The organism is Paenibacillus sp. P36 (assembly GCF_045866505.1).
Classification (GTDB): domain Bacteria; phylum Bacillota; class Bacilli; order Paenibacillales; family NBRC-103111; genus Paenibacillus_E; species Paenibacillus_E chondroitinus.
This window is the reverse complement of the sequence record NZ_AP038372.1, coordinates 1,533,878-1,554,316: the sequence shown is the minus strand read 5'-3', so window position 1 is coordinate 1,554,316 and position 20,439 is coordinate 1,533,878. Positions and strand designations below refer to the sequence as shown.

Here is a 20,439-nt window from a genome sequence, read left to right as displayed (position 1 = left end):
ATAAATATTTCATTGTTTAAAATTTTGATCATGCAATGAACCGGAAGGAGCGTTTCTATGGAAGATGACTTGATGGCTTATACCAATCGTTTCCGGACAACGTTTGAAGCAGCCCATCGAAAAATTAATAGCGCCGTATTCGCTGAATTGAAATCAGAGTTAACGGGGCCGCAGTTATTTATGCTCTTCATGATCGCCAAGGAGGGAACTCCCAAGCAAACCGTTCTTGCTGAGAAAATGGGGGTCAAACCAAGTGCGATTACCGTCATGATCGATCGTCTTGTCCAAAGCGGGCATGTCGTTCGCAAACATCATGAATCGGATCGGCGCATTGTTCTCGTAGAAAACACAGAACTTGGCCAAGAGGTTCTTACCACAGCTCAAAACGTTCAAAAAGAAGTGATCGCCCGAGGCTTATCCAAGCTCCCGCCTGAAGAGCTCAGGGTCCTCGTAAGTGCTTTTGAAAAGCTAACCACCTATTATTGAAATTCAATATAATTAAAAAAGGAGTGGACTGTAGTGGAAACTATACAAAAAACAATTTCTGATGACAAACTTTCCGAAACAGCGGCTCCTGCGCTAAAAAATCGTGGCCTCCTGCTGACAGGACTTATTATTGCCATGCTGTTCGGTGCTCTGGACGGTACGATTGTCGGAACCGCCATGCCTCGTATCGTTGGTGAATTAGGCGGTCTTGGTTTAATGGCTTGGCTGACAACAGCTTATATGCTGACTTCAACCGTTGTTGTTCCTATCGCGGGTAAATTGGCTGACTTAATGGGCCGCCGCGTGATTTATGTGACAGGTCTTATCATTTTTATCGGAGCCTCAGCGTTATGCGGGATGTCCCAGAACATCACGGAGCTCATCCTGTTCCGCGGTTTGCAAGGTATAGGCGGCGGTATCATGATGCCGATGGCGATGATTATTATTGGGGATCTATTTACCGGTAAACAACGTGCCAAATGGCAAGGTGTTTTCGGTGCAATTTTCGGTCTTTCTTCCGTTGTTGGTCCGCAAATCGGCGGTTGGATCGTTGATGCTTTAGATTGGCGCTGGGTATTCTACATCAATCTTCCCGTTGGTATCCTGGCTGTTATCTTGATCGCAATTGCACTGCCTAAGCATAAAGCAATCGGCAAAGTGAAATTCGACATTCCGGGTATTGCCACCATGATTATCGGTGTTGTTTCCATGCTGCTAGCATTAACATTCGGCGGTAAGGATTATGCTTGGTTATCTTGGCAAATCATTGGTCTTTTCGCCTTAGCGATTGTATCATTAGTCTCCTTCGTCATTATTGAAAGCAAAGCGGCAGAGCCAATTCTTCCTGTTCGTTTATTTAAAAACAGAACTTTTACAACCATTAACGGTGTAGGTTTCCTTATGGCTATCGGTATGTTCGGTGCTATTATGTTCGTACCTCTCTTCATGCAAGGCATTGTCGGGATCAGCGCCTCCGCATCCGGTACGGTGATGATGCCTCTGATGCTTACGATGATTGCGGCCAGCGTAGTCTCCGGTCAATTTATTCATAAAATCGGTGTACGCAAACAACTGTTAGCCGGGATGATCATCATGGCCGTTGGCTTCTATTTCCTAAGCACGATGGGGATAGACACGACAAAACTGATAGCATCTGCCTATATGCTGATCTTAGGTCTTGGCATGGGGCTTGTGATGCCGATTCTGACCCTTGCTTTGCAAGAAAGCTTCCCGAAATCTGAGCTTGGTGTGGTTACGTCCTCCAGCCAATTCTTCCGTCAAATCGGCGGTACGTTCGGTATGACTATTCTGGGTGCCATCATGAACCACAAATCATCGGTTTTGCTTGATCAGGACTTAACGCCTGTTGTTAAACAGCTGCCTGCAGAAGCGAGCCAGTTATCCAATCAAATGACAGATATGATTCACTCCAATCCGCAGGGCTTGTATTCTTCTCTCTTAAGTCCTGAAACGTTGGCGAAAATGCCGAAAGAATTTGTAGAGCACATGCTTCCTATTTTAAAAAATGCGCTGGTCTCCTCCCTTCATCAAGTATTCATAATCGGGCTAGTTTTCGTATTGCTAGGGGCGGTTCTTACCCTGTTTATCGGCAACATTAAAGTTGGCCCTAAATCGAAAAAGACAAGTCCAAAGGCTGAAAAAGACCTTTCCGCCGAACTTGCTTAATGTATCCGTCAGCCTCCCTCCTTCTTCCGAAGGTCGGGGGCTTTTTATCTTTTGACAACCTTCCAGCAATAGCGTTTAATGAGGTTGGATACTATAAAAGGAGAGTGATTACCATGAAATATCGCAGACTTGGGAAAACAGACTTAAAAGTTTCTATCGTTGGTGTGGGAACCTGGCAATTCGGAGGAGAATGGGGACTTACTTACACACAAGCGGAAGCAGATGCTATCTTGGATCAAGCCGCTGATCTTGGCATTAACCTAATCGATACCGCGGAATGCTATGGGGATCATCTTTCCGAATCGTTTATCGGCAATTATTTATCCAGACGCAATCGTGAGAATTGGGTTGTAGCCACGAAATTCGGTCACCATTTCCATGATCTATTTACACGAACTGACGAATTCAACTCGGAAAGTGTCATCAAACAATTGGATGCTTCGCTCAAAGCTTTGCAAACGGATTACATAGATTTATACCAATTTCACTCAGGTCCGGACAGTCTATTCGACAACGATGACTTATGGACAACCTTAGATAAACAAGTGCAAGCAGGGAAGATCAGACATTTGGGAACTTCCATCGGCAGTAATGCCAACATCCATCAGACAGAAGCCTCTACGAAGGTAAATTCCAAAGCGATTCAAGTGGTCTATAATCGTTTGGATCGAGCGCCGGAAGAGCTTGTTTTCCCTTCTTGTGTGAATCAGGATCTTGGCGTACTGGCACGTGTACCTTTGGCAAGCGGTTATCTAAGCGGCAAGTACAAGCCTGGTGCGGTGTTTGGCAACAACGATGTCCGTCATCGCCATGATGCGGAGAACGTCAGACAAAAGCTGGAGGAAGTGCAGCGCATTCAAAAAGAAGAAGTTCCGGAAGGCATGGATATGGCCAAATGGGCGCTCGCATGGTGCTTGAAGCACGATGCCGTCACAAGCGTTATTCCAGGCTGCAAGAACCCAGAGCAAGTCATTGCTAACGCAAGCGCAACGGATCTTATCAGCGACAACCACCCACAAGCATGGAAAGCATAAGCAATAGGAAGGACTAACTTCTAGATGAACTTGGACGAGCATACAACAACTTGGAAGCAGCTTAATGACCATTTGGCGCAGTGGGTTACAGCTAGCAAAGTCCATACCGAAGATGGCCATGTTGCTTCCTACATTCCTGAATTAGCGAATGCTCCAGCTGATATCTTGGGGATCTGCATCATGGATGCAGAAGGGAATACCGTTGCAGCCGGTGATACCGACTATCATTTTACGCTGCAAAGCATCTCCAAAGTATTCACCCTTATTCTGGCTCTCATGGATAACGGCGAAGAGTATGTGTTCTCCAAGGTCGGCATGGAGCCGACGGGAGACGATTTCAACTCGATGCTGAAGCTCGAGCTGGTAGAGCCCGGTATACCTTTTAACCCGCTTATCAATGCCGGAGCTATCGCTATCTCGTCCTTAATTGCAGGGGACACGCCATCTGAACAAACGCAGCGAATTCTGCAGTTTTTCCGGGAGCTTGCGGACAATCCGGCGCTGGACATTAATCAGGATGTGTTCAAATCGGAATCAGACACGGCTCACCGAAACCGTTCGCTTGCTTACTTCCTGAAAGATAACGGCGTTCTGGACCGCGAGGTTGATGACGTCCTGCGGGTCTATTTCAGCCACTGTTCCATCCAAGTGAACTGCACGGATTTGGCTAGAATGGCTTTAGTTCTCGCCCATAACGGCGTCGATCCGATTCGCAAGCAGCGCCTGATTCCGCGGCGGTTCGTACAAATCGCCAAGACGTTCATGTTTACCTGCGGGATGTATAATGCCTCAGGCGAGTTCGCCATGAACGTAGGGCTTCCCGCTAAAAGCGGCGTGTCCGGCAGTATTCTAACGATGGTGCCCGGACGCTACGGCATCGGTCTTGTCAGCCCTGCCCTCAACCGCAAAGGCAACAGCACCGCTGGCGTTCACCTCCTGGGGAAGCTTTCGCAGGAGTTTGACTGGAGCTTGTTTTAACAACAAACAGCGGTATTCGTCATCACACGAATACCGCTGTTTCGTATATCAAGCAAGCTATTGGATGGCTCGTTTAATTCGCTGCAGCACTTCAATCAGTTCATCAATCTCGGTTTCGCTCAGGCGAACCGTCACATAGTTAGGTGATATACCCCCGTCGTTGATCTCCAGCAAGGCCACCTCATCCTTGTCATCCAATTTAACAGACAATTGTTCTCTTTCGAGCATGTTAATCCAAGCCATGACGGCACCTACTTTCGGCCAATGTGTTAGTAGACGATGAATTCTTTTTTGTAAACCGTTTCATTATCTTCTGTATCCATCACACGCATTTCCAATTCCCAGTTCCCTCTGAATGGCAGATAGGCTCCCTCCGCTCGATAACTGAACTTGGCAAAGCCGTATGACTCCTCTTGTTCCTTATCCTCATAGGCCGCTATCGGCACCGCTATCGGAGCGATCTCTTTGTCGTCCAAATAATGAAGAATCATCAGCACCTGCTTCGGTTTCCCTGAATTTTCAGGAAGGAATACTTTGGCTGTAAAAGAGTTGGTCCCTTGGATTTTGGGTGTGATATCCGCAGATACGTGGACCTTATCTCCCATCTGATGCCACTGCAGCGGCTCATTGGCCGGAATTGGCGCCACATAGGTGATAATTCCCACCAACAGCACGATGAGTACCATTAGGGTCAAATCCACTCTTACCCATAGGAAGGACTGAGCAGCCTTCTTCTTGCGCATCAGGAGACGAATCACAAATGCCGTAAGCACGACTAGAATAACTGCGCCAACTTTCACTAGCAGCAAGATCCCCCACCCGGCATATAACAGATAATGCAAATTCGGCAGGAATAACAGCACGGATAAAATACCGGATATCGTGAGCACGATGATAGAAATCAGCGCCATATTTGAAAATTGTCGCATGTACGTGGCAATGTCACTGCTCTTCTGACGCCACTTCGCGTAGAGAAGTACCAAGCCTCCCACCCACATGGCTGCGCCCACCAAATGAATCCAATCGAGCCCGATCGTTGCCCATACAGGTGAAAAAGAAGCCGCATGGCCGCTAAAGCTTTTAGCCGCAAGCAAGCCTAATGGCCATATCCAGTCTAACCACGCCCACCTGCCGATAAGGACGAACCCGAGGAAAGATAAGACTAGTAGAATCAGCCAGGATATTCCGATATTGGTCGCACTAAAAAGCTTCGCGACTTCTTCCACACCGCCGCCGCCTAGTAAATCCTCGATATGAGTAAAAATGAGCAGCAGGAGGGCGACAAGTTGAGCACGCTGCAAATTCAGCGTCCATGAAGATAATGTTTTTCTTGTTTCATTCCCGCCATTCGTACCTAGCATCCTTAACCAGATGACCCATCCTGTCAAAGCGAGCACCATGAGGTACCACAGCCCGCGAGACGCATACTGCAAGAGTACCTTCGTCGTAAGCGGACCTGAACCGTGCTCGTGATTGGCATGGGAGGAAGGAAGATCTAGCGTATCTTCTTGCGGCGGATTGCCGATAGTCAGAGGATAGCTTCCGCCAACAGGGTGGCCGTCAGCCGAAATGACATGATAGCTAATTAAATAAACGCCCTCGGTCAGCTTAGGCAGATCAAGGAGCACACCTGTTTGCTCTTTGTTCAAATAAGCTTTATTACTGGTCATTTCGTCGCCGTCATGATTAAAAACCTTGATATAAAAGAGCCCTGCATCTAAAGGTTCATTGAAGGTAATTGCGATTTGGGGCGGAGAGCTTTCCAGCTTAGCGCCCGATTCCGGAATTGCCTGTACCAGCGATGCATGAGCAGAAGCAGTTTGCGGGGCGACGAAAGAGCTTAAGAGCATCATTGATAATATACACAATAATACAGCGGGCAAGAACCAAAACCGACGAACATGTTGTTTCTGTTTATACATAGATAAATTCCTCTAATCCATTATTGGTCTACGTCCGGCAAAACCATCTTCTTTGCCGTGGTAATAACGGATCTTGTCCTCTCCTTGTTTCCAGCACAGCAAAACTTCCTGGCCCCCGATCATAGAGGGAAAATCCACAAGACCCGTCTCTATATCCTTAAGTTCGATACCCGTTTGCTGAAAATGTTGGATCAGCCCGCGCGCTTCAATTTGCATAAATTCAAGTTCGGCTTCCTGCATAAAAAATGGATCCTTTTCCGTGCCGGGTTTCTCAGCCAACTCATTTTTCTTCCTGCGAAGCTCTGTGTATTTCTCCTCAAAAGCCCGCTTCAGCAGTTGCATTTTCTTTAACTCCTGATCAACAAACGGAAGCATTTCATTCGCTTCTTCCAAGCTAAAATATTTTTTATCAGACATCTGGCACCTCCATGCCTAATTTTAACAAAAAAAGAGCGCAACTTCGAATTCTACGCATGCGTATGCGGGTGCTCGTGTGAGGAACCATGCTCATCCACATGAGTCACAGACAACTCGGCATACCCGACACCTTTAAGCACTTGAATTCGCTGCTGCAATTCTCTTAGCTTCTCTACCTTGCCCCTAACAACTAATATTTCCAAGCATTGCTGATGATTTAAATGAATATGCATCGTGGAAATAATGGCATGGTGATATTCATGCTGCAATTCCATCAACGTAATGGGCAGATCGCTAATATGATGGTCATATACCATTACAATGGTTCCGGCTACCGTTTCGTCCAACTGCATGCTGCTGGAGGTCAACAACGCTTTGCGTGTGAGATCTCGGATCGCTTCAGAGCGGTTGCTATAGCCCTGGATGGCAATGAGCCGATCATATTGCTCAATTAATGATTGCGGCATCGAGATGCCAAAACGTACAAGCGTTTCTTTCTCCGACATGGGATCACGCTCCTTTCTAACTAACCTCGTCCTCTACCTTCACTCTACCAGAAAGTGGTGTTGTCGCAAAATGGGCTGCGCTTATTTTATGTGAAAATGATAAAAGAGAGCGGGCATACGCCCGGCTCTCCTGCTTGTTAGATAAAGTTCATTAGTTTTTTCACACGAACTTCCAGCTCTACGAGTGAGAAAGGTTTCGTCATATAGTCATCAGCGCCCATCTGATAGCCTTTGAGCATATCGTCTTCCTTTTTCTTGCCGGAAAGCATAAGCACCTTCATACTCGCATTCGCGGAGCGCTCATCCTTCTTAATCTGATCTAACAAGGAAAAACCGTCCAGCCTAGGCATCATGCCATCCAGAATACACGCATGATAGGTCTTTTCCTGCAGCAAGCCGAGCGCCTCTTCGCCATCGGAAGCATGTGTGATGGCAATCGGCAAATGCTCCAGATGAGAAGTCAATATCGCTCTTAAGATTGGATCATCGTCAACGATTAGCAAACTTTTCTTCTCAGGTAGAGGCGGCGACGCCGATTTGTTCGGATCGCTCTCTTTCTCTGCTGCGGCGCATAGAACGCGGTTCCGGCCCTGCTGTTTGGCTTGATACATCGCTTCGTCCGCCTTAGACACCCAATCCGCCACGGACAACCCTTCCTGCCACTGGGCAATCCCTGCGGAGAACGTAATGGAGAAAGATTTTCCCTCATAGTGGGCAACCGGATTCGAGCTAATGATGCGCAGAATGTTCTGCATCGTGGAATGTGCCTGTTCCAAGGATGTATTCGGAAGGGCAATCACGAACTCTTCACCGCCAAACCGCGCCAGTAAATCCGTTGAGCGCAAATTGGTTTGCAAAAGATGGGCCAAGCCTTGCAGCACCAAGTCTCCCACGTGATGTCCATACGTATCATTGATTCTTTTGAAAAAATCAATATCGATAAAAACAAGCGAAATCGGAGCGGGATACCGCTCAATCCGCTGCAGCTCCATGCCAATCTGAAGGTCGAAATATCGCCGGTTGAACACGCCGGTAAGCGGATCGCGGAAGGCCAACTGCTCGAAGTTTTTCGTCCTTTTGAGCAAACCATAGATCCTGGCGGCTAGTTCTTCATACTGAAAGGGCTTGGTCACATAATCGTCAGCCCCTAGATGGAAGCAGCGAACTTTATCGTTCAAATCATTGCGCCCTGATAGCACAATGAGGGGCAGCCACTTCAGCGTCGGATCTTCTTTGAGAAACTCAAACAGCTCATAGCCTGATTGCGGATGCATCATAAGATCAAGTGTCACGAGATCATAGGTGTGTGTACGCAATAGTTTCATAGCGGACTCCACATCAGCGGCCTCATCAACAATACAATCATCAAGCTGAAGACGCCGGGTCAAATACGAACGCAGCACTTCGTCATCATCGACAAGCAGCAAACGGCTTTTCAACGTTCGAAGCATAGAGCCTCCTGTAGGATCCTTCTGCTCGTCCATCTGGATCTCCGTCAGGCAGATATCATATTCCATATTCATATCACGAAGGAGCCCGAGACTGCGCTCTGCGTTTTCTTGAACCGGGTTCGTCGATGTCAACGACAACGCCTGATCCGGGTCAATGGTTTGCGTCCATTCCCATAGGCGCACCAATTCCTCCGCCAGCCGGCCAATCCTGTCATAGCCAAAAATCGGCGCACTGCCCTTCAGCGTATGGATAATGCGATAAAACCGATTCAAGTCCTCGATTTCCGGCTTAACACGAACGGCATCCAGCAGGGTCTCAAGCTCTTTCAACTGCTTTTCAAACTCGCGAATGAACAGTTTCCTGCCTTGTCTTAGAATTCTTGCATCTTTATCCGATTCTGACCTGGAGCCCTTTGGCTCTAGATTCGTATGATTCATGACGGACAATCACCCTTTTTACAAATAAAATTATCTTTATAGATTTCGAATCAACTCTCCAATAAGTGTCCGACCGTATCTAGAAGTTGAAGCGGGCTGAACGGTTTCACAATATAAGTGGTGACGCCGGCCGCTTTGGCCTTCTCTTTATCTTTGTCCAAGGCTTTCGCTGTTAAAAGAATAACAGGCAGGTCCCGGTTCGCGTTATCGCTCTGACGAAGCCACTCGCATACTTCAACACCCGTACGCTCCGGCATCATATAATCAAGAATAACCAGATCGAACGATGCCTTCTGAAGCTGTTCAATGGCTTGCTGACCGTCCTCAACCTCTGTGATTTCATACCCTTCATCAGATAACGTTTCTGTAAGCAGAAAGCGCAGTGCGAGCTCGTCGTCAGCCAGCAATATTTTATATACAGACATAAAGGTCACCTCTATTAAAATATGACTTTAATTATAACATCATGCTCAAGGGCAAGATAGGAATGTGTCGAATAAAGTCAAAAAATATTATTTCATTCGCGAAGCATCGTATTCCTTCCACGATGAGCCGTTAATTTCTTTAAGTCCTTCCACGGAGGGATAGATATAAACCCAACCTTCACGCTCACCGTTCACATCTTGGATCCAGACGCGGTCATATTCATTATTGGAAGCGCCAGGACCATAGTAACCTTCCAGGACATCCATCGCTTGCAGGCCTTCTTCCGTCACTTCCAACCATTCCCCAACAACATGCTGCTCCCCATTGCCTTCCGTTAGCAAGAGCGCAGGATAAGGCCCAACATCAAATAAGCGGCCGAAAATCGTGCCCGATTGCACAGACTGCACAAAAGGAGCCGCTACGAAGTGGTTACTCTCTCCAACAAGCAGTGTGCCGTAGACAAATACAGATATCATGAAAACTCCTCCTGTCGAATTATGTAATTTATAAGGTTCATTTTAAATTCGCTAGCCATCTCCCCGATCCCTTTTCAAAACATCCAACCTTTTACAATTTCATGTAGAGCCGAGCAAAGAAAAAAAGCAACATCCACAATGGATGCTGCTTCTATGCTTGATTAGCTGTTAACTCGCGCGTTTTCACAATAATTTTGCGGATGCTGTCTTCCGATAAATGAAAGACCTTGATTAACTCCATCACCGTGGAGCCTGTTTGGTACAACCGGAAAATTTCTTGATTTCTACGCTCGATAATAATGCGTGTTCCGTTATTTTCTCCCCATCCAGCGCGTTTCTGCTCTTTCTTAGGGATATATACGATTTCACCTTGGATATATTCTTGTAATTGTTTTAATAGGTTAGGGGGAAGAACGTCCTTCCCGTTCTTGTAACTCATGGATGAAAACCTCCTCAAATTGTCGCAAAGATTAAACTTTGTTCGGATTTGCAGAGAGTAATCTCATCGCCCCTAAACCTCATACCATTCTTATCAAAATGGAATAAAAAAAACACGACCATAATCGTGCCTGTCGGTTGTATATGCAATTATACAAATTCAGGTGAACGGTTATTCCACGAATGATATTCAGTTAGGAGACGATTACCTCTGCGGCGGCCGCAACACTCATCGCTACTGTCATTGTCATTGTGTTCATTAAAAAACACTCCTTTCACCTAATATTGGGATTGTATTACATGGGTTGGAGAGCAAAGTCTCTCCTGCACTGCCTGTGTGTTCACTTCGTGTTCACAATTCTCATTATATGTAAAAAGCTTCTCGCTGTCTACTCGTAAGTTAAGAATATGCGGGAGCCCAGAGGGCCCCCGGTTGTAACGATGACCTCTGCTTACGCAGAGATCACCTCCGCTTTTGTTGTAATCACCTTGATCACTCCTTTCCGAAGTTATTAGCTGGCCGGCTACTTCTCTATTTACTCATAATCCTACCCCATTCTCAAGTGAAAGAATCGTTATAAGGATTCTTTCCTAGGCGGGTGTCTGGGATGAAACTGAAGGGTGGCGGTGGGTGGATAAGTGCAGGGGTTGAAAGGAGTGCAGGGACTGGATGCGAAGAGTGTGGTGGTGCAGGAATTGTGGGAGTGTAGGAATGTGGGGCTGAAAAAAGTGGGCGGAGTGCAGGGACTGGCCCCCCAGAGGCTAACGGACCTGGTTGCCGCTATTATAGTGTTTTTGCTGTATGAGCAAGGGGTAACGGACCGTACAGCCGCTATCTGCTGATTTTAGGGTGGATATCGGTAACTTTCAGATAAATAACGGCACCTGAGTCCGTTAGATCCAAATTTCATCCTAAAAGTGGCAGATAGCGGCATCTCAGTCCGTTAGAGTCACGGATCAGTGCCCCAGCGCCGTCACCGCGATGCCGCTGCGGTTCAGCAGCGCGCGGATATCGCGCGCAAACTCCACGGCGTGAGCACCGTCGCCGTGGATACAGATCGTGTCCGCGCGCATGCTCAGATCCTCTCCCTCCTGGGAGAGGACCTTCCCCTCGCGGACGAGGCGCACCACCTGCGCCGCTGCATCCGCGGCGCTCTCCAGCAGCGCCCCGGGCTGATCCCGGGGCGTCAGCGTGCCGTCCCGCCGGTAGGTGCGGTCCGCGAAAGCTTCGCTCGCGGTTCGCAGCCCCGCGGCGGCACCCGCCCGCAGCAGCTCGCTGCCGGGCGGTCCAAGCAGCGTCAGCTCCGCGCTGACGCTGAGCGTCGCTGCCGCAATGGCCGCGGCGAGATCATGGCGCTTCGCCGCCATGTGATAGAGCGCGCCATGCGGCTTGACGTGCTGCAGGCGCCCGCCTTCGGCGTGGACGAACGCCTGCAGCGCCCCGAGCTGATACAACGTCAGCTCGTAAGCCTCAGCCGGCGTGATGGCGATCTCGCGCCGGCCGAAGCCTTGCAGATCGGGGAGGCCCGGATGGGCCCCGATCGCCACGCCTTTGCGCAAGCACAGCTGTACGGTGCTGCGCATGGTGGCAGGATCGCCTGCGTGAAACCCGCAGGCGATGTTGGCGGAGCTGACGAAGTCCAGCAGCTCCTCGTCGCGCCCGAGACGATAGGCGCCGAAGGCTTCGCCCATATCACAATTTAAATCTATACGCAGTACACTCACTCTTCCATCACCTTTCATAACTCCAAAACTTCACTTTGTTTTTATCAAATATCATTTGAACTTCTCATCTCATCCGACCATCATCATCCACGATCCCTAAACCAAGCCTGCACGCCGGCTTCCAGCAACCGCATATCCATAGCCTGCAGCAAAAGCTGCTCCTGGGCTTCCCTCAAGCTAACCTCGCGGAAACGCAATTTGCCCCCTGGCTTCACTTGAGCGATTAGCGGCAGATGGGCCGTAATGACATGGGCAATGCGCGGATAGCCGCCTGTTGTCTGGCAGTCAGAAAGCAAAAGAATGGGCTGACCGCTCGGCGGCACCTGAATCGTGCCTGGGACAACGGCTTCCGAAATCATCTCATGGGGGATACCGCGTTTCAGCGAAAGAGGTTTTCCTTCCAGACGATATCCCATCCGGTCCGATTGTGGGGTAACCGTGAAGCTTCGAGCCAGAAACTTCGCTTTGACCGATTTCGCAAAATGTTCCGCTTCTTTGCCCCATACAATACCCACAACCGGGTTGTCTTCGTAATTCGGCCGAATAAAAGGAGTGACCTCACCGGAAACAGAACGGTTATGGAAATTAGCGGCTGCTTTCCCCGCACTGCTTAGCTTCAGTTCATCTCCCGCTTGAAGTGCTCGGCCATCATGCCCGCCGATCCCTGCCCGCAGATAAGTGCTTGTGCTGCCCATACTGACATCCGCTGCAAAGCCCCCATGGACGGCTAAATAAGCTCTACAACCCTTCACCGCGTAGCGAAAGTTAAGTTGTTCCCCTTTTTGGATGAAAAAAGATCGCCATAACGGCACTCTTCTGCCTTCCACATCCGCTTCGAGATCAGCTCCACACAAGGCTATCAGCATATCCGATTGCGCGACCATGCTCGGTCCGTTCAAGGTAATTTCTAATACGGCGGCATCGGCGGTATTCCCTACAAGAATGTTAGCCGCTTGGTGGGCAAAAAAGTCCATAGGACCCGATGCAATGACGCCAAATTGGCGGTATCCGTAACGCCCTTGATCCTGCAGGATCGATAACATTCCCGGCTTGATGATTTTAAAGCCCATGTCCCAGGTTCCTTTCAGCGGTAAAATGGAACTGCTCCGGCGTGATGGCGACGAATTTCACCCGATCTCCTACCTGCAATAAGGAAGGAGGCGTGGATTTCGGCTGAAATAAAGCAAGCGGCGTCCGACCGATCAGGTTCCACCCACCTGGCGTTTCAAATGGATAAATGCCGGTTTGCGCGCCGCCAATTCCTACCGATCCAGCTGGAATACGGGGTCGGGGCACCGATTTTCTAGGTGTAACCAACCGCTCATCCATACCCCCAAAATACGGGAAACCGGGCGCAAAACCAATCATATAGACCGGATAGATTTGTGCAGTATGCAGCGAGACGATTTCTTCCTCTGTCAGACTGTGATAAACCGCTACTTCCGAAAGATCAGGTCCATATTCCCCACCGTAACAAACGGGAATTTCGATAAGTTTCTCGGTCTGAGGTGACTGCTGCTCGTTTGTGAACTCAAAGCCGCCCAAGCACCGCACAATATGTTGGAGAACCTTGTCGCAAGGAAGCATATAATTTTCTCCAGCGGGGTGCGCATGTTTGCGATGAACCTCCGCTTCAGAAAAATGCTGATATACCACGACCGGATCGTAATAAATCGTAATCGTCGTATAAGCGGGCACCATTTCTATAAAACCTGCGAAAGGGTGCTTCTCCAGATAGGCCGTCACTTGCCGCACCAGATCTAGCGTCGACAGCTCAATGCTTGTGCCAAGCGTAAGTACGATGGCCGAATCCCCAAGGTGATGCCATTCGTAATGGAGCTTCGTCATGCAAATTTCTGCTTTTTCAACCAGTTTGCGCAAAGTTCAGGCCATATATAGGCTTCATCGTGATCAGTCGCCATGCCAATACCATGCCGTCCGCTCTCAAAAACATGCAGATCGTACGGCACTTTATGACGGCTAAGCGCCATGGCAAAAAGCAAGCTGTTCTCGACGGGAACGGCGGCATCGTCGGCGGTGTGCCAGAGAAAAGTCGGCGGTGTATCCGACGATACTTGTTTCTCTGTGGATAACAAAGTCACCAGCTTCTCATCCGGTGCCTCGCCTAACAGGTTCTTTTTGGAGCCCACATGTCCAAACTCATAGAAGGAAATGACGGGATAACAAAGAATTAAAGCGTCCGGACGGCTGCTTTGTCTCTCGATAGGATCTTCTGCTTCTTGGTTCCCGGCATCAAATAGCGTACCTGCTGAGGAAGCCAGGTGACCACCTGCGGAGAATCCAAGGATTCCTAGCCGATTCGGATCAATCCCCCATTGCTCTGCATGGTGTCTTACCGTTCGAATCGCTCTTTGGGCATCTTGGAGCGGAATTGGATGTTCATATGGTGCTACCCGGTAGTTTAAAACAAAGGCCGAAATCCCAAGTCCATTGAGCCACTTTGCAACAGGTTCGCCTTCATGGGGCGCACGCCTACCGTAGCCGCCTCCGGGACATACTATAACAGCAGAGCTCAAGCCTTCGCTTGCAACAGGATACAAAGTCAAGCTCGGGCATCCTTGGTTTTCCTCACCGATGCTATCCTTGGATGCTCCGGGCCATAATTCGATTGTGGTTGCGGTGTTCACTCAAGAAACCTCCTTTTTTTATGTGCTATGCTAATCATATCGAATCCCCCCAAGTTCGCATAGGTAGGATTTTACAAAAAATTAGGACATTGCCTTGATTCTTATGTGGAAAGAAAAAAATAAGACGGCGCAGGATTAACCCTGCACCGCCTTTTCCATTTCTACTCTGTATCCCAAATGACTTCCCAATTCCCATTCACGCTGGCTTCAATCGTACCCCGCTCCATAATATACCCGGCAAGAAGTTCCGCAACATCCGTCGGAATATCCTTAATGACCGGCTTATCCTGGAACATGGCGTAGTTGCCTCCGCCGGCTGCCCTGTAATTATTCATTACCACATCGTAGGATGCATCAAGGTCCAGCGGCTGCCCGTCATAATCGAGCTGTACGACACGCTCTCCAATCGGGCGGGAGATGTTCAATTTATACGTAATGCCTTCCCACATATCATAATTGTAATGCTGTGGCTTCGGCTCTCTAAACTTACTGCTGACCTGAACTTCGCCGCCAGGTGTCAGTTCGAAATATTCCGCGGACTGTTCCAAGGCGTCCTTGATGTCTTGTCCGGAAATCCGAATCACTTTCAATGTGTTCGGGTAAATGTAGTTGGATACGATGTCCCTCATCGTAATATCGGAAGGAAAACCCGGCGATACGTTATCAAACAACGCCGTATTCGAAATGGGCGCTCCGGACAGCTCCATCTGTACCCGATTGATGAATTCAATCAGTGCGCTGTCTTTCAAGCGGGTCTGCATGGGATCTTTCACGAGCATATCACCCGTGAGCTTGCCGATCGGTTGATCCAGCCACTCTTGCGTTTTTGCTTCATGGGTATCTACAAGTTCCAAGAGCTTCTTGTCTGCTTCAACACCCGTTACGGAGAGCAGCTCGGATGTCTTGGTGTCGATCCGCCATTTGCCTTCTACCAACGAAAGCTCCAGCTTCACTTTCCCAAGCGTAACGCCAGCCGTTCCCGGTTGCACAACAAGGACGCCATTGATGCTTTGCCCTGCAATGCTCCGGTGCTGGTGCCCGGTCAGCAGCACATCCACCCCTTCAACTTCCATACAAAGCTGATAGCCCTGATTTTCACCTGTCAAAGGTTCCGTTGGTTCCCCTGTCTCCAGATGTCTTTCAAAGCCGCCATGATAAGAGACGACTACAACATCCGCTCGCTCTTCTTCCTTAAGCACCTTCACCCACTTGTGAGCTGCTTCTACAGCATCTACAAACTGCAAACCGGCGATGTGTGCGGGATTTTCCCAATTTGGAATATAAGGTGTCGTTAATCCCAAAATACCGATGCGAACACCTTCAGGAAGTTCCTTGATGATATAAGGTTTGCCTAAGAACGGCTCTCCGCTTGCTGCGTCTACTATGCTTGCGCACAGCCACGGGAACTCGGATTCCTTGACCGCCTTACCAAGTACATCAAGACCATAATTAAACTCATGATTCCCGATTACAGCAGCATCATAGCCAATATAGTTGAGTCCGATCACCATCGGATCCATCGGCTCGTTATCCAATCTGGCATGATGGTAGGCCAGCGGAGTGCCTTGAATGAGATCCCCGTTGTCGATGACGATCACATTGGCTTCCTTCTTCCGTTCACCTGCTACCAATGCGGCTATTTTGGCTAAACCCACATCGTTGGGCAAATTATTCGCGTAATGCAAAGGCAGCATATTGCCATGTAAATCGCTTGTTTCCAGTATGGTTACTGTACTTTTCTGCACCTTACCAGGTTGAGTCAAGTTCCCCACTCCACAACTTTTTATTTTGTAAATACGTACATAACAATTGGCAGTTTAACAAATACTTCACACTATCTTCCATATCCTTTATGTTAATGTTATATTACATCTTAGATAAATAGCAAATAAATTTAAACGGAGGTCAAAAAAGTAATGAAAAAATTAACAGTGATTACCCTTTCCATGATGGTTGTTGCCACAGGTCTACTTGCTGGCTGCGCAAAGAAAGAAACTCCAGCTCCATCAGCTTCAGCAGGTGCAGCAGCGAGTGCTTCTCCGGCAGCAGCAGCTTCCGCTAGCCCAGCAGCAGCTACAGGTTTTGTTCCAAAAGAACTAAAAGTTCAATTCGTTCCTTCCCAAAATGCAGAGACACTTGAAGCGAAAGCCAAACCACTTGAAAAACTTCTCGGGGACAAGCTGGGTATCCCGGTTAAAGTTTCCGTTTCAACTGACTATAACGTTGTAATCGAAGCTATGGCTTCCAAACAAGTTGACGTTGGCTTCCTGCCTCCGAGCAACTACGTTGTTGCCCATGATAACCGCAAAGCGGCTGATCTGCTTGCCCAAGCGACACGTTTCGGCGTTGACGATGCAACTGGCCAACCAACGACTGAACTCGTGAATTTCTACAAATCCGAAATTCTTGTGAAAGCAGATTCCCCAATCAAATCGGTTGCTGATTTGAAAGGCAAGAAAATGGGCTGGCAAGGTGTTACTTCCGCAGCTGGTTACGTTTACCCAGGTCTGTTGTTGAAAAAAGCTGGCGTTGATCCAGTGAAAGACGTAACAGGCGTACAATTCCAAGGACATGACAAAGCGGTTATCGCGCTTCTTAACGGTCAAGTTGATGCTGTCGGCGTATTCCAAGACATTCGTACGAACATGATCAAAGATTACCCAGACATTTTCAAACAAACGAAAGTTCTAGCTTTCTCCGATAAAATCCCTAACGATACCATCGCTGTTCGCTCCGATATGGATGCAGCATGGAAAAAGAAAATCCAAGACGCTTTCCTAGCACTTGGTACGGATCCAGAAGGCCAAAAAATCATTTTTGATGTTTACACACATAAAGGTTATGTTGTAGCGAAAGATGAAGATTTCAACATCGTTCGTGATGCGAACAAAGAAATGGGCTTGAAATAAGCCTATATAATCAAGAGGCTGTCCAAAGTCATTCATTGACGGAGGGACAGCCTCTTTTTTTTTCAATTCTACGCATTTCCACGCTTGCATACTATGGATGTGGCACGTCCGGTAATTTTTTTTTTACTTTTGCATGACAAACGTTTACCTGATCTTGTCATATATCATAGTGGGGTGAAAATGGAATGTTCGAAAAGCTTATTAGCAGTAAAAATGAAGTCTCCATCCGGTGCGGCAACGACGAAATTAGAGGAGTTATTACGCATTATTATTCAGCCTTCCAACTGTTGAAAATAAGAAACATCATGATTCCCCTGGAGCTAATCGAACAGATTGAAGTCCTGGAACCGACAAACAGCTCAGCCGGATTATCAAAACTTAGCCGCGGTACCCTTCGTTTAGTTACCCGCGAGAGACTTTCAAGTCAAGTGTAATAGACATACATAATACAACGTGCATAACAAAACAGACGCCGCAGCTAGCGGCGTCTGTTGCTTTATACGATACGTTTACGAAGCGATCCTGAAATGTAGTCAATAATTGAGACGGTAATGATGATCCCGATCAGGATGATCCCTACACGCGGCCACTGCCTCGCATTCAGCGCGAAAATAAGCGGCGTACCGATCCCTCCAGCACCAATGACTCCAAGCAGGGTTGCGGAACGAACGTTGATCTCGAAACGATATAGCGTATACGAGATGAAATCAGGAATGACTTGAGGAATGACGGCAAAGGCCATCCGCTGCCAAATATTAGCGCCAACGGCGTTCATCGCCTCTGTAGGCCCCATATCCATATTTTCAATGGCTTCGGCATAGAGCTTCCCTAGCATCCCTACGGAGTGCAATCCTAAGGCCATTACCCCGGCATACGCGTTAGGTCCTACAGCTTTGATAAAGATTAAAGCCATAATAATTTCAGGAATCGTACGAACAATACTCAAGAACAATTTCCCTGTTCCCGAGACGGCACGGAAACGGCTCATATTCGCTGCAGCCCAGAAGGCAAACGGCAAACAGACAATCGCCGAAACGAAGTTCCCCAAGTAGGAAATCGACAACGTTTCAAGCAAAGAACGAAGTAAATCTTCGCCTTCCGGAATGTAGACATACGCCCAATCCGGATGAAACAAGCCGGTAATCATGGCTTTGGTCAAAATCCAAGTCGTTGGTTGAAAGCCTGTTAACTCGAGACCTGTCAACGACCAGATGAACAAAGCGATAACCGCGACCCATCCTACAATTTTGTAAGTACGCGCACGAGATTCTGACATTGGCTTCGCGCTGCCCTTCAGCAGGTAGGAACGGAACCGGGTACTTACCAAATCAATAATGACAACAACAATCAACGTGTAAATGACAATCGCACAGGACTGATCGTAACGGAACAGATCCAGCGTGTTTTTGAGCAGCAAACCGATACCACCGGCTCCAACCAAACCTAGGATCGCGGAGGCGCGGATACTGACTTCAAATGTATACAGGAAATGAGCAAGATACGTAGGTGCGACCTGTGGAAGAACACCGAAACGAATCAGCTTCAGTTTATTGGCGCCAACGGCTGTCATCGCTTCCAGAGGGCCTGGATCAATCGCTTCCGTCGATTCATAGGCAAGCTTGGACAAAATACCGAATGTGAAGAAAATCAGCGCGAGCGTACCTGCTGTCGGGCCAAAGCCTACCAACACCGCAAACAAAGCAGCGTACAGCAAATCCGGAATCGTGCGAAGCAAGTTCATGATCAGTCTGGCCGGATAAAAAAGCCACGGCGATGTGGTTACGTTACGTGCTGCAAGAAGCGCCATGGGATAAGCGAAAAGAGCTCCCACGGTTGTACCGATAATGGACATCTGGATGGTTTGTGCCATCGGCTTCCAAATATCAGCGAAAAACGCCCAATCCGGCGGAAACATTTCCCCAATGAACTTGAGGATTTCAGGTGTTCCGGTAACCAGCTTCGAAAGTGTCGCGTCCGTCTGATAGATGCTTCCGATCAGGAACAAGATCATGATGATGGCTGTGAGATAAATCTTCGTTCGAGGAGGTCTTTTGACAGACGTCACACTCATCCCTCCTGCACCCCCAACAGCTCATCTTTCTTAATGGCACGGCCATAAATTTCGGAGAATACCTCGTCTGTCGCTTCAGCAACGGGTCCGTCATATACGACTTTACCTGCACGAAGCCCAATAATCCGCGTTGCGTATTCACGTGCAAGATCAATAAAGTGCAGGTTAACAACCGTTGTGATACCCAGTTCCTTGTTAATGCGTTTCAGGTCATCCATAACCTGTCTTGTCGTTAAAGGATCCAAGGAAGCAACAGGCTCATCCGCCAAAATGATTTTAGCTTCTTGGGCAAGTGCTCTCGCGATGGAAACACGCTGTTGCTGACCACCGGACAATTCATCAGCGCGTGAATAGGCCTTCTCCCGAATATTCACTCTTTCCAGTGCTTTCAGGGAAAGCTCGATATCATGTTTAGGGAACAAACCAAGGATAGTACGTAATGTGGAGTGGTAGCCTACGCGACCAGATAATACGTTGCGAAGAACCGTGGAACGCTTAACGAGATTGAAGGTTTGAAAGATCATCCCGATATCTCTGCGCATCCGGCGTAATTCCGAACCATTTGCTTTTGTGATCGATTTGCCATCTATCAAAATTTCCCCGTCTGTCGTCTCATGCAAGCGATTGATTGAACGCAATAAAGTTGATTTTCCTGCGCCTGAGAGGCCAACGATGACAATAAACTCTCCCGGGTGAATCGTCAAATTAATGTCGTTCAGACCCACAGTTCCGTTAGGATACACCTTGGAAATATGTTTAAACTCAATCATATAAGTCCTACTTTCTCTAAATGGTTTCAAAGATCAGACCAAATTAATTCTACGAATT

The 20,439-nt window shown here is 48.1% G+C and carries 21 protein-coding genes; 6 read left to right on the top strand and 15 right to left on the bottom strand.

What is annotated here, in order from left to right; all coding sequences use genetic code 11:
* Positions 1-57: 57 nt before the first annotated feature.
* From ACKTT9_RS07260 to glsA, 4 genes are all read left to right on the top strand, one after another.
* On the top strand, positions 58-486 hold the full coding sequence (locus ACKTT9_RS07260) for a MarR family winged helix-turn-helix transcriptional regulator (RefSeq protein WP_407871024.1): 429 nt from the start codon (positions 58-60) through the stop codon (positions 484-486).
* A gap of 54 nt (positions 487-540) precedes the next feature.
* Complete coding sequence (locus ACKTT9_RS07255; RefSeq protein ID WP_407872983.1) at positions 541-2,172, top strand: MDR family MFS transporter; 1,632 nt, start codon at positions 541-543, stop codon at positions 2,170-2,172.
* Positions 2,173-2,285: 113 nt separating this feature from the next.
* Entirely contained in the window at positions 2,286-3,206 is a 921-nt protein-coding gene (locus tag ACKTT9_RS07250; RefSeq protein ID WP_157319566.1) for an aldo/keto reductase, read from the top strand.
* Positions 3,207-3,230: 24 nt separating this feature from the next.
* Positions 3,231-4,184, top strand: coding sequence for a glutaminase A (glsA, locus tag ACKTT9_RS07245; RefSeq protein ID WP_407871023.1), 954 nt, complete (start codon positions 3,231-3,233; stop codon positions 4,182-4,184).
* A gap of 57 nt (positions 4,185-4,241) precedes the next feature.
* Here glsA and ACKTT9_RS07240 read toward each other — a convergent pair whose 3' ends face one another.
* The 13 genes from ACKTT9_RS07240 to ACKTT9_RS07180 form a co-directional block, all read right to left on the bottom strand.
* Positions 4,242-4,427 (bottom strand): hypothetical protein, encoded by a 186-nt coding sequence (locus ACKTT9_RS07240; RefSeq protein ID WP_127457327.1) that lies wholly within the window; start codon positions 4,425-4,427, stop codon positions 4,242-4,244.
* Between the two features lie 26 nt (positions 4,428-4,453).
* Positions 4,454-6,106, bottom strand: coding sequence for a copper resistance CopC/CopD family protein (locus ACKTT9_RS07235; RefSeq protein ID WP_407871022.1), 1,653 nt, complete (start codon positions 6,104-6,106; stop codon positions 4,454-4,456).
* 12 nt (positions 6,107-6,118) lie between these two features.
* Positions 6,119-6,523: a DUF2203 domain-containing protein gene (locus ACKTT9_RS07230; protein WP_407871021.1), complete on the bottom strand. Its 405-nt coding sequence runs from the start codon at positions 6,521-6,523 to the stop codon at positions 6,119-6,121.
* Positions 6,524-6,573: 50 nt separating this feature from the next.
* Positions 6,574-7,029, bottom strand: a complete 456-nt coding sequence (gene nikR, locus ACKTT9_RS07225) for a nickel-responsive transcriptional regulator NikR (protein ID WP_127457330.1) — start codon at positions 7,027-7,029, stop codon at positions 6,574-6,576.
* 137 nt (positions 7,030-7,166) lie between these two features.
* Positions 7,167-8,918 (bottom strand): diguanylate cyclase, encoded by a 1,752-nt coding sequence (locus ACKTT9_RS07220; RefSeq protein WP_407871020.1) that lies wholly within the window; start codon positions 8,916-8,918, stop codon positions 7,167-7,169.
* Between the two features lie 50 nt (positions 8,919-8,968).
* Positions 8,969-9,343 carry a response regulator gene (locus ACKTT9_RS07215; RefSeq protein ID WP_157319572.1) on the bottom strand — a complete coding sequence of 125 codons (375 nt, stop codon included), beginning with the start codon at positions 9,341-9,343 and terminating at the stop codon, positions 8,969-8,971.
* Between the two features lie 87 nt (positions 9,344-9,430).
* A complete protein-coding gene (locus tag ACKTT9_RS07210) occupies positions 9,431-9,820 on the bottom strand; it encodes a gamma-glutamylcyclotransferase (RefSeq protein ID WP_157319573.1) in 390 nt (129 codons plus the stop codon).
* A 151-nt stretch (positions 9,821-9,971) separates the two neighbouring features.
* On the bottom strand, positions 9,972-10,259 hold the full coding sequence (locus ACKTT9_RS07205; protein ID WP_127457334.1) for a CD3324 family protein: 288 nt from the start codon (positions 10,257-10,259) through the stop codon (positions 9,972-9,974).
* Between the two features lie 956 nt (positions 10,260-11,215).
* A complete protein-coding gene (locus ACKTT9_RS07200) occupies positions 11,216-11,983 on the bottom strand; it encodes a LamB/YcsF family protein (RefSeq protein ID WP_407871019.1) in 768 nt (255 codons plus the stop codon).
* 83 nt (positions 11,984-12,066) lie between these two features.
* Entirely contained in the window at positions 12,067-13,053 is a 987-nt protein-coding gene (locus ACKTT9_RS07195; RefSeq protein WP_407871018.1) for a biotin-dependent carboxyltransferase family protein, read from the bottom strand.
* The gene (gene pxpB / locus ACKTT9_RS07190; protein WP_407871017.1) at positions 13,043-13,831 is read right to left on the bottom strand and encodes a 5-oxoprolinase subunit PxpB; all 789 of its coding nucleotides are present in this window, start codon (positions 13,829-13,831) and stop codon (positions 13,043-13,045) included. Before pxpB ends, ACKTT9_RS07195 begins: the two co-directional genes overlap by 11 nt.
* Entirely contained in the window at positions 13,828-14,631 is an 804-nt protein-coding gene (locus ACKTT9_RS07185) for an alpha/beta hydrolase (RefSeq protein ID WP_407871016.1), read from the bottom strand. The genes pxpB and ACKTT9_RS07185 overlap by 4 nt, the downstream gene beginning before the upstream one ends.
* A 161-nt stretch (positions 14,632-14,792) precedes the next feature.
* Positions 14,793-16,394 carry a bifunctional metallophosphatase/5'-nucleotidase gene (locus ACKTT9_RS07180; protein ID WP_407871015.1) on the bottom strand — a complete coding sequence of 534 codons (1,602 nt, stop codon included), beginning with the start codon at positions 16,392-16,394 and terminating at the stop codon, positions 14,793-14,795.
* A gap of 153 nt (positions 16,395-16,547) precedes the next feature.
* Between ACKTT9_RS07180 and ACKTT9_RS07175 the strand changes: the two genes are divergently transcribed.
* Both ACKTT9_RS07175 and ACKTT9_RS07170 read left to right on the top strand, forming a co-directional pair.
* Positions 16,548-17,540 carry a phosphate/phosphite/phosphonate ABC transporter substrate-binding protein gene (locus ACKTT9_RS07175; RefSeq protein WP_407871014.1) on the top strand — a complete coding sequence of 331 codons (993 nt, stop codon included), beginning with the start codon at positions 16,548-16,550 and terminating at the stop codon, positions 17,538-17,540.
* A 185-nt stretch (positions 17,541-17,725) separates the two neighbouring features.
* Positions 17,726-17,974, top strand: a complete 249-nt coding sequence (locus tag ACKTT9_RS07170; protein WP_407871013.1) for a hypothetical protein — start codon at positions 17,726-17,728, stop codon at positions 17,972-17,974.
* A 62-nt stretch (positions 17,975-18,036) separates the two neighbouring features.
* On the opposite strand, the gene phnE is transcribed toward ACKTT9_RS07170, so the two are convergent.
* Both phnE and phnC read right to left on the bottom strand, forming a co-directional pair.
* Positions 18,037-19,611 (bottom strand): phosphonate ABC transporter, permease protein PhnE, encoded by a 1,575-nt coding sequence (gene phnE / locus ACKTT9_RS07165; protein ID WP_407871012.1) that lies wholly within the window; start codon positions 19,609-19,611, stop codon positions 18,037-18,039.
* Positions 19,608-20,381: a phosphonate ABC transporter ATP-binding protein gene (phnC, locus tag ACKTT9_RS07160; RefSeq protein ID WP_407871011.1), complete on the bottom strand. Its 774-nt coding sequence runs from the start codon at positions 20,379-20,381 to the stop codon at positions 19,608-19,610. Before phnC ends, phnE begins: the two co-directional genes overlap by 4 nt.
* Positions 20,382-20,439 lie beyond the last annotated feature (58 nt).

Coding starts and splice junctions, on each gene's coding strand:
- ACKTT9_RS07260 (WP_407871024.1), top strand. CDS start 58: ATGGAAGATGACTTGATGGCTTATACCAATCGTTTCCGGACAACGTTT.
- ACKTT9_RS07250 (WP_157319566.1), top strand. CDS start 2,286: ATGAAATATCGCAGACTTGGGAAAACAGACTTAAAAGTTTCTATCGTT.
- glsA (WP_407871023.1), top strand. CDS start 3,231: ATGAACTTGGACGAGCATACAACAACTTGGAAGCAGCTTAATGACCAT.
- ACKTT9_RS07240 (WP_127457327.1), bottom strand. CDS start 4,427: ATGGCTTGGATTAACATGCTCGAAAGAGAACAATTGTCTGTTAAATTG.
- ACKTT9_RS07235 (WP_407871022.1), bottom strand. CDS start 6,106: ATGTATAAACAGAAACAACATGTTCGTCGGTTTTGGTTCTTGCCCGCT.
- ACKTT9_RS07230 (WP_407871021.1), bottom strand. CDS start 6,523: ATGTCTGATAAAAAATATTTTAGCTTGGAAGAAGCGAATGAAATGCTT.
- nikR (WP_127457330.1), bottom strand. CDS start 7,029: ATGTCGGAGAAAGAAACGCTTGTACGTTTTGGCATCTCGATGCCGCAA.
- ACKTT9_RS07220 (WP_407871020.1), bottom strand. CDS start 8,918: ATGAATCATACGAATCTAGAGCCAAAGGGCTCCAGGTCAGAATCGGAT.
- ACKTT9_RS07215 (WP_157319572.1), bottom strand. CDS start 9,343: ATGTCTGTATATAAAATATTGCTGGCTGACGACGAGCTCGCACTGCGC.
- ACKTT9_RS07210 (WP_157319573.1), bottom strand. CDS start 9,820: ATGATATCTGTATTTGTCTACGGCACACTGCTTGTTGGAGAGAGTAAC.
- ACKTT9_RS07205 (WP_127457334.1), bottom strand. CDS start 10,259: ATGAGTTACAAGAACGGGAAGGACGTTCTTCCCCCTAACCTATTAAAA.
- ACKTT9_RS07195 (WP_407871018.1), bottom strand. CDS start 13,053: ATGGGCTTTAAAATCATCAAGCCGGGAATGTTATCGATCCTGCAGGAT.
- pxpB (WP_407871017.1), bottom strand. CDS start 13,831: ATGACGAAGCTCCATTACGAATGGCATCACCTTGGGGATTCGGCCATC.
- ACKTT9_RS07175 (WP_407871014.1), top strand. CDS start 16,548: ATGAAAAAATTAACAGTGATTACCCTTTCCATGATGGTTGTTGCCACA.
- ACKTT9_RS07170 (WP_407871013.1), top strand. CDS start 17,726: ATGTTCGAAAAGCTTATTAGCAGTAAAAATGAAGTCTCCATCCGGTGC.
- phnE (WP_407871012.1), bottom strand. CDS start 19,611: ATGAGTGTGACGTCTGTCAAAAGACCTCCTCGAACGAAGATTTATCTC.
- phnC (WP_407871011.1), bottom strand. CDS start 20,381: ATGATTGAGTTTAAACATATTTCCAAGGTGTATCCTAACGGAACTGTG.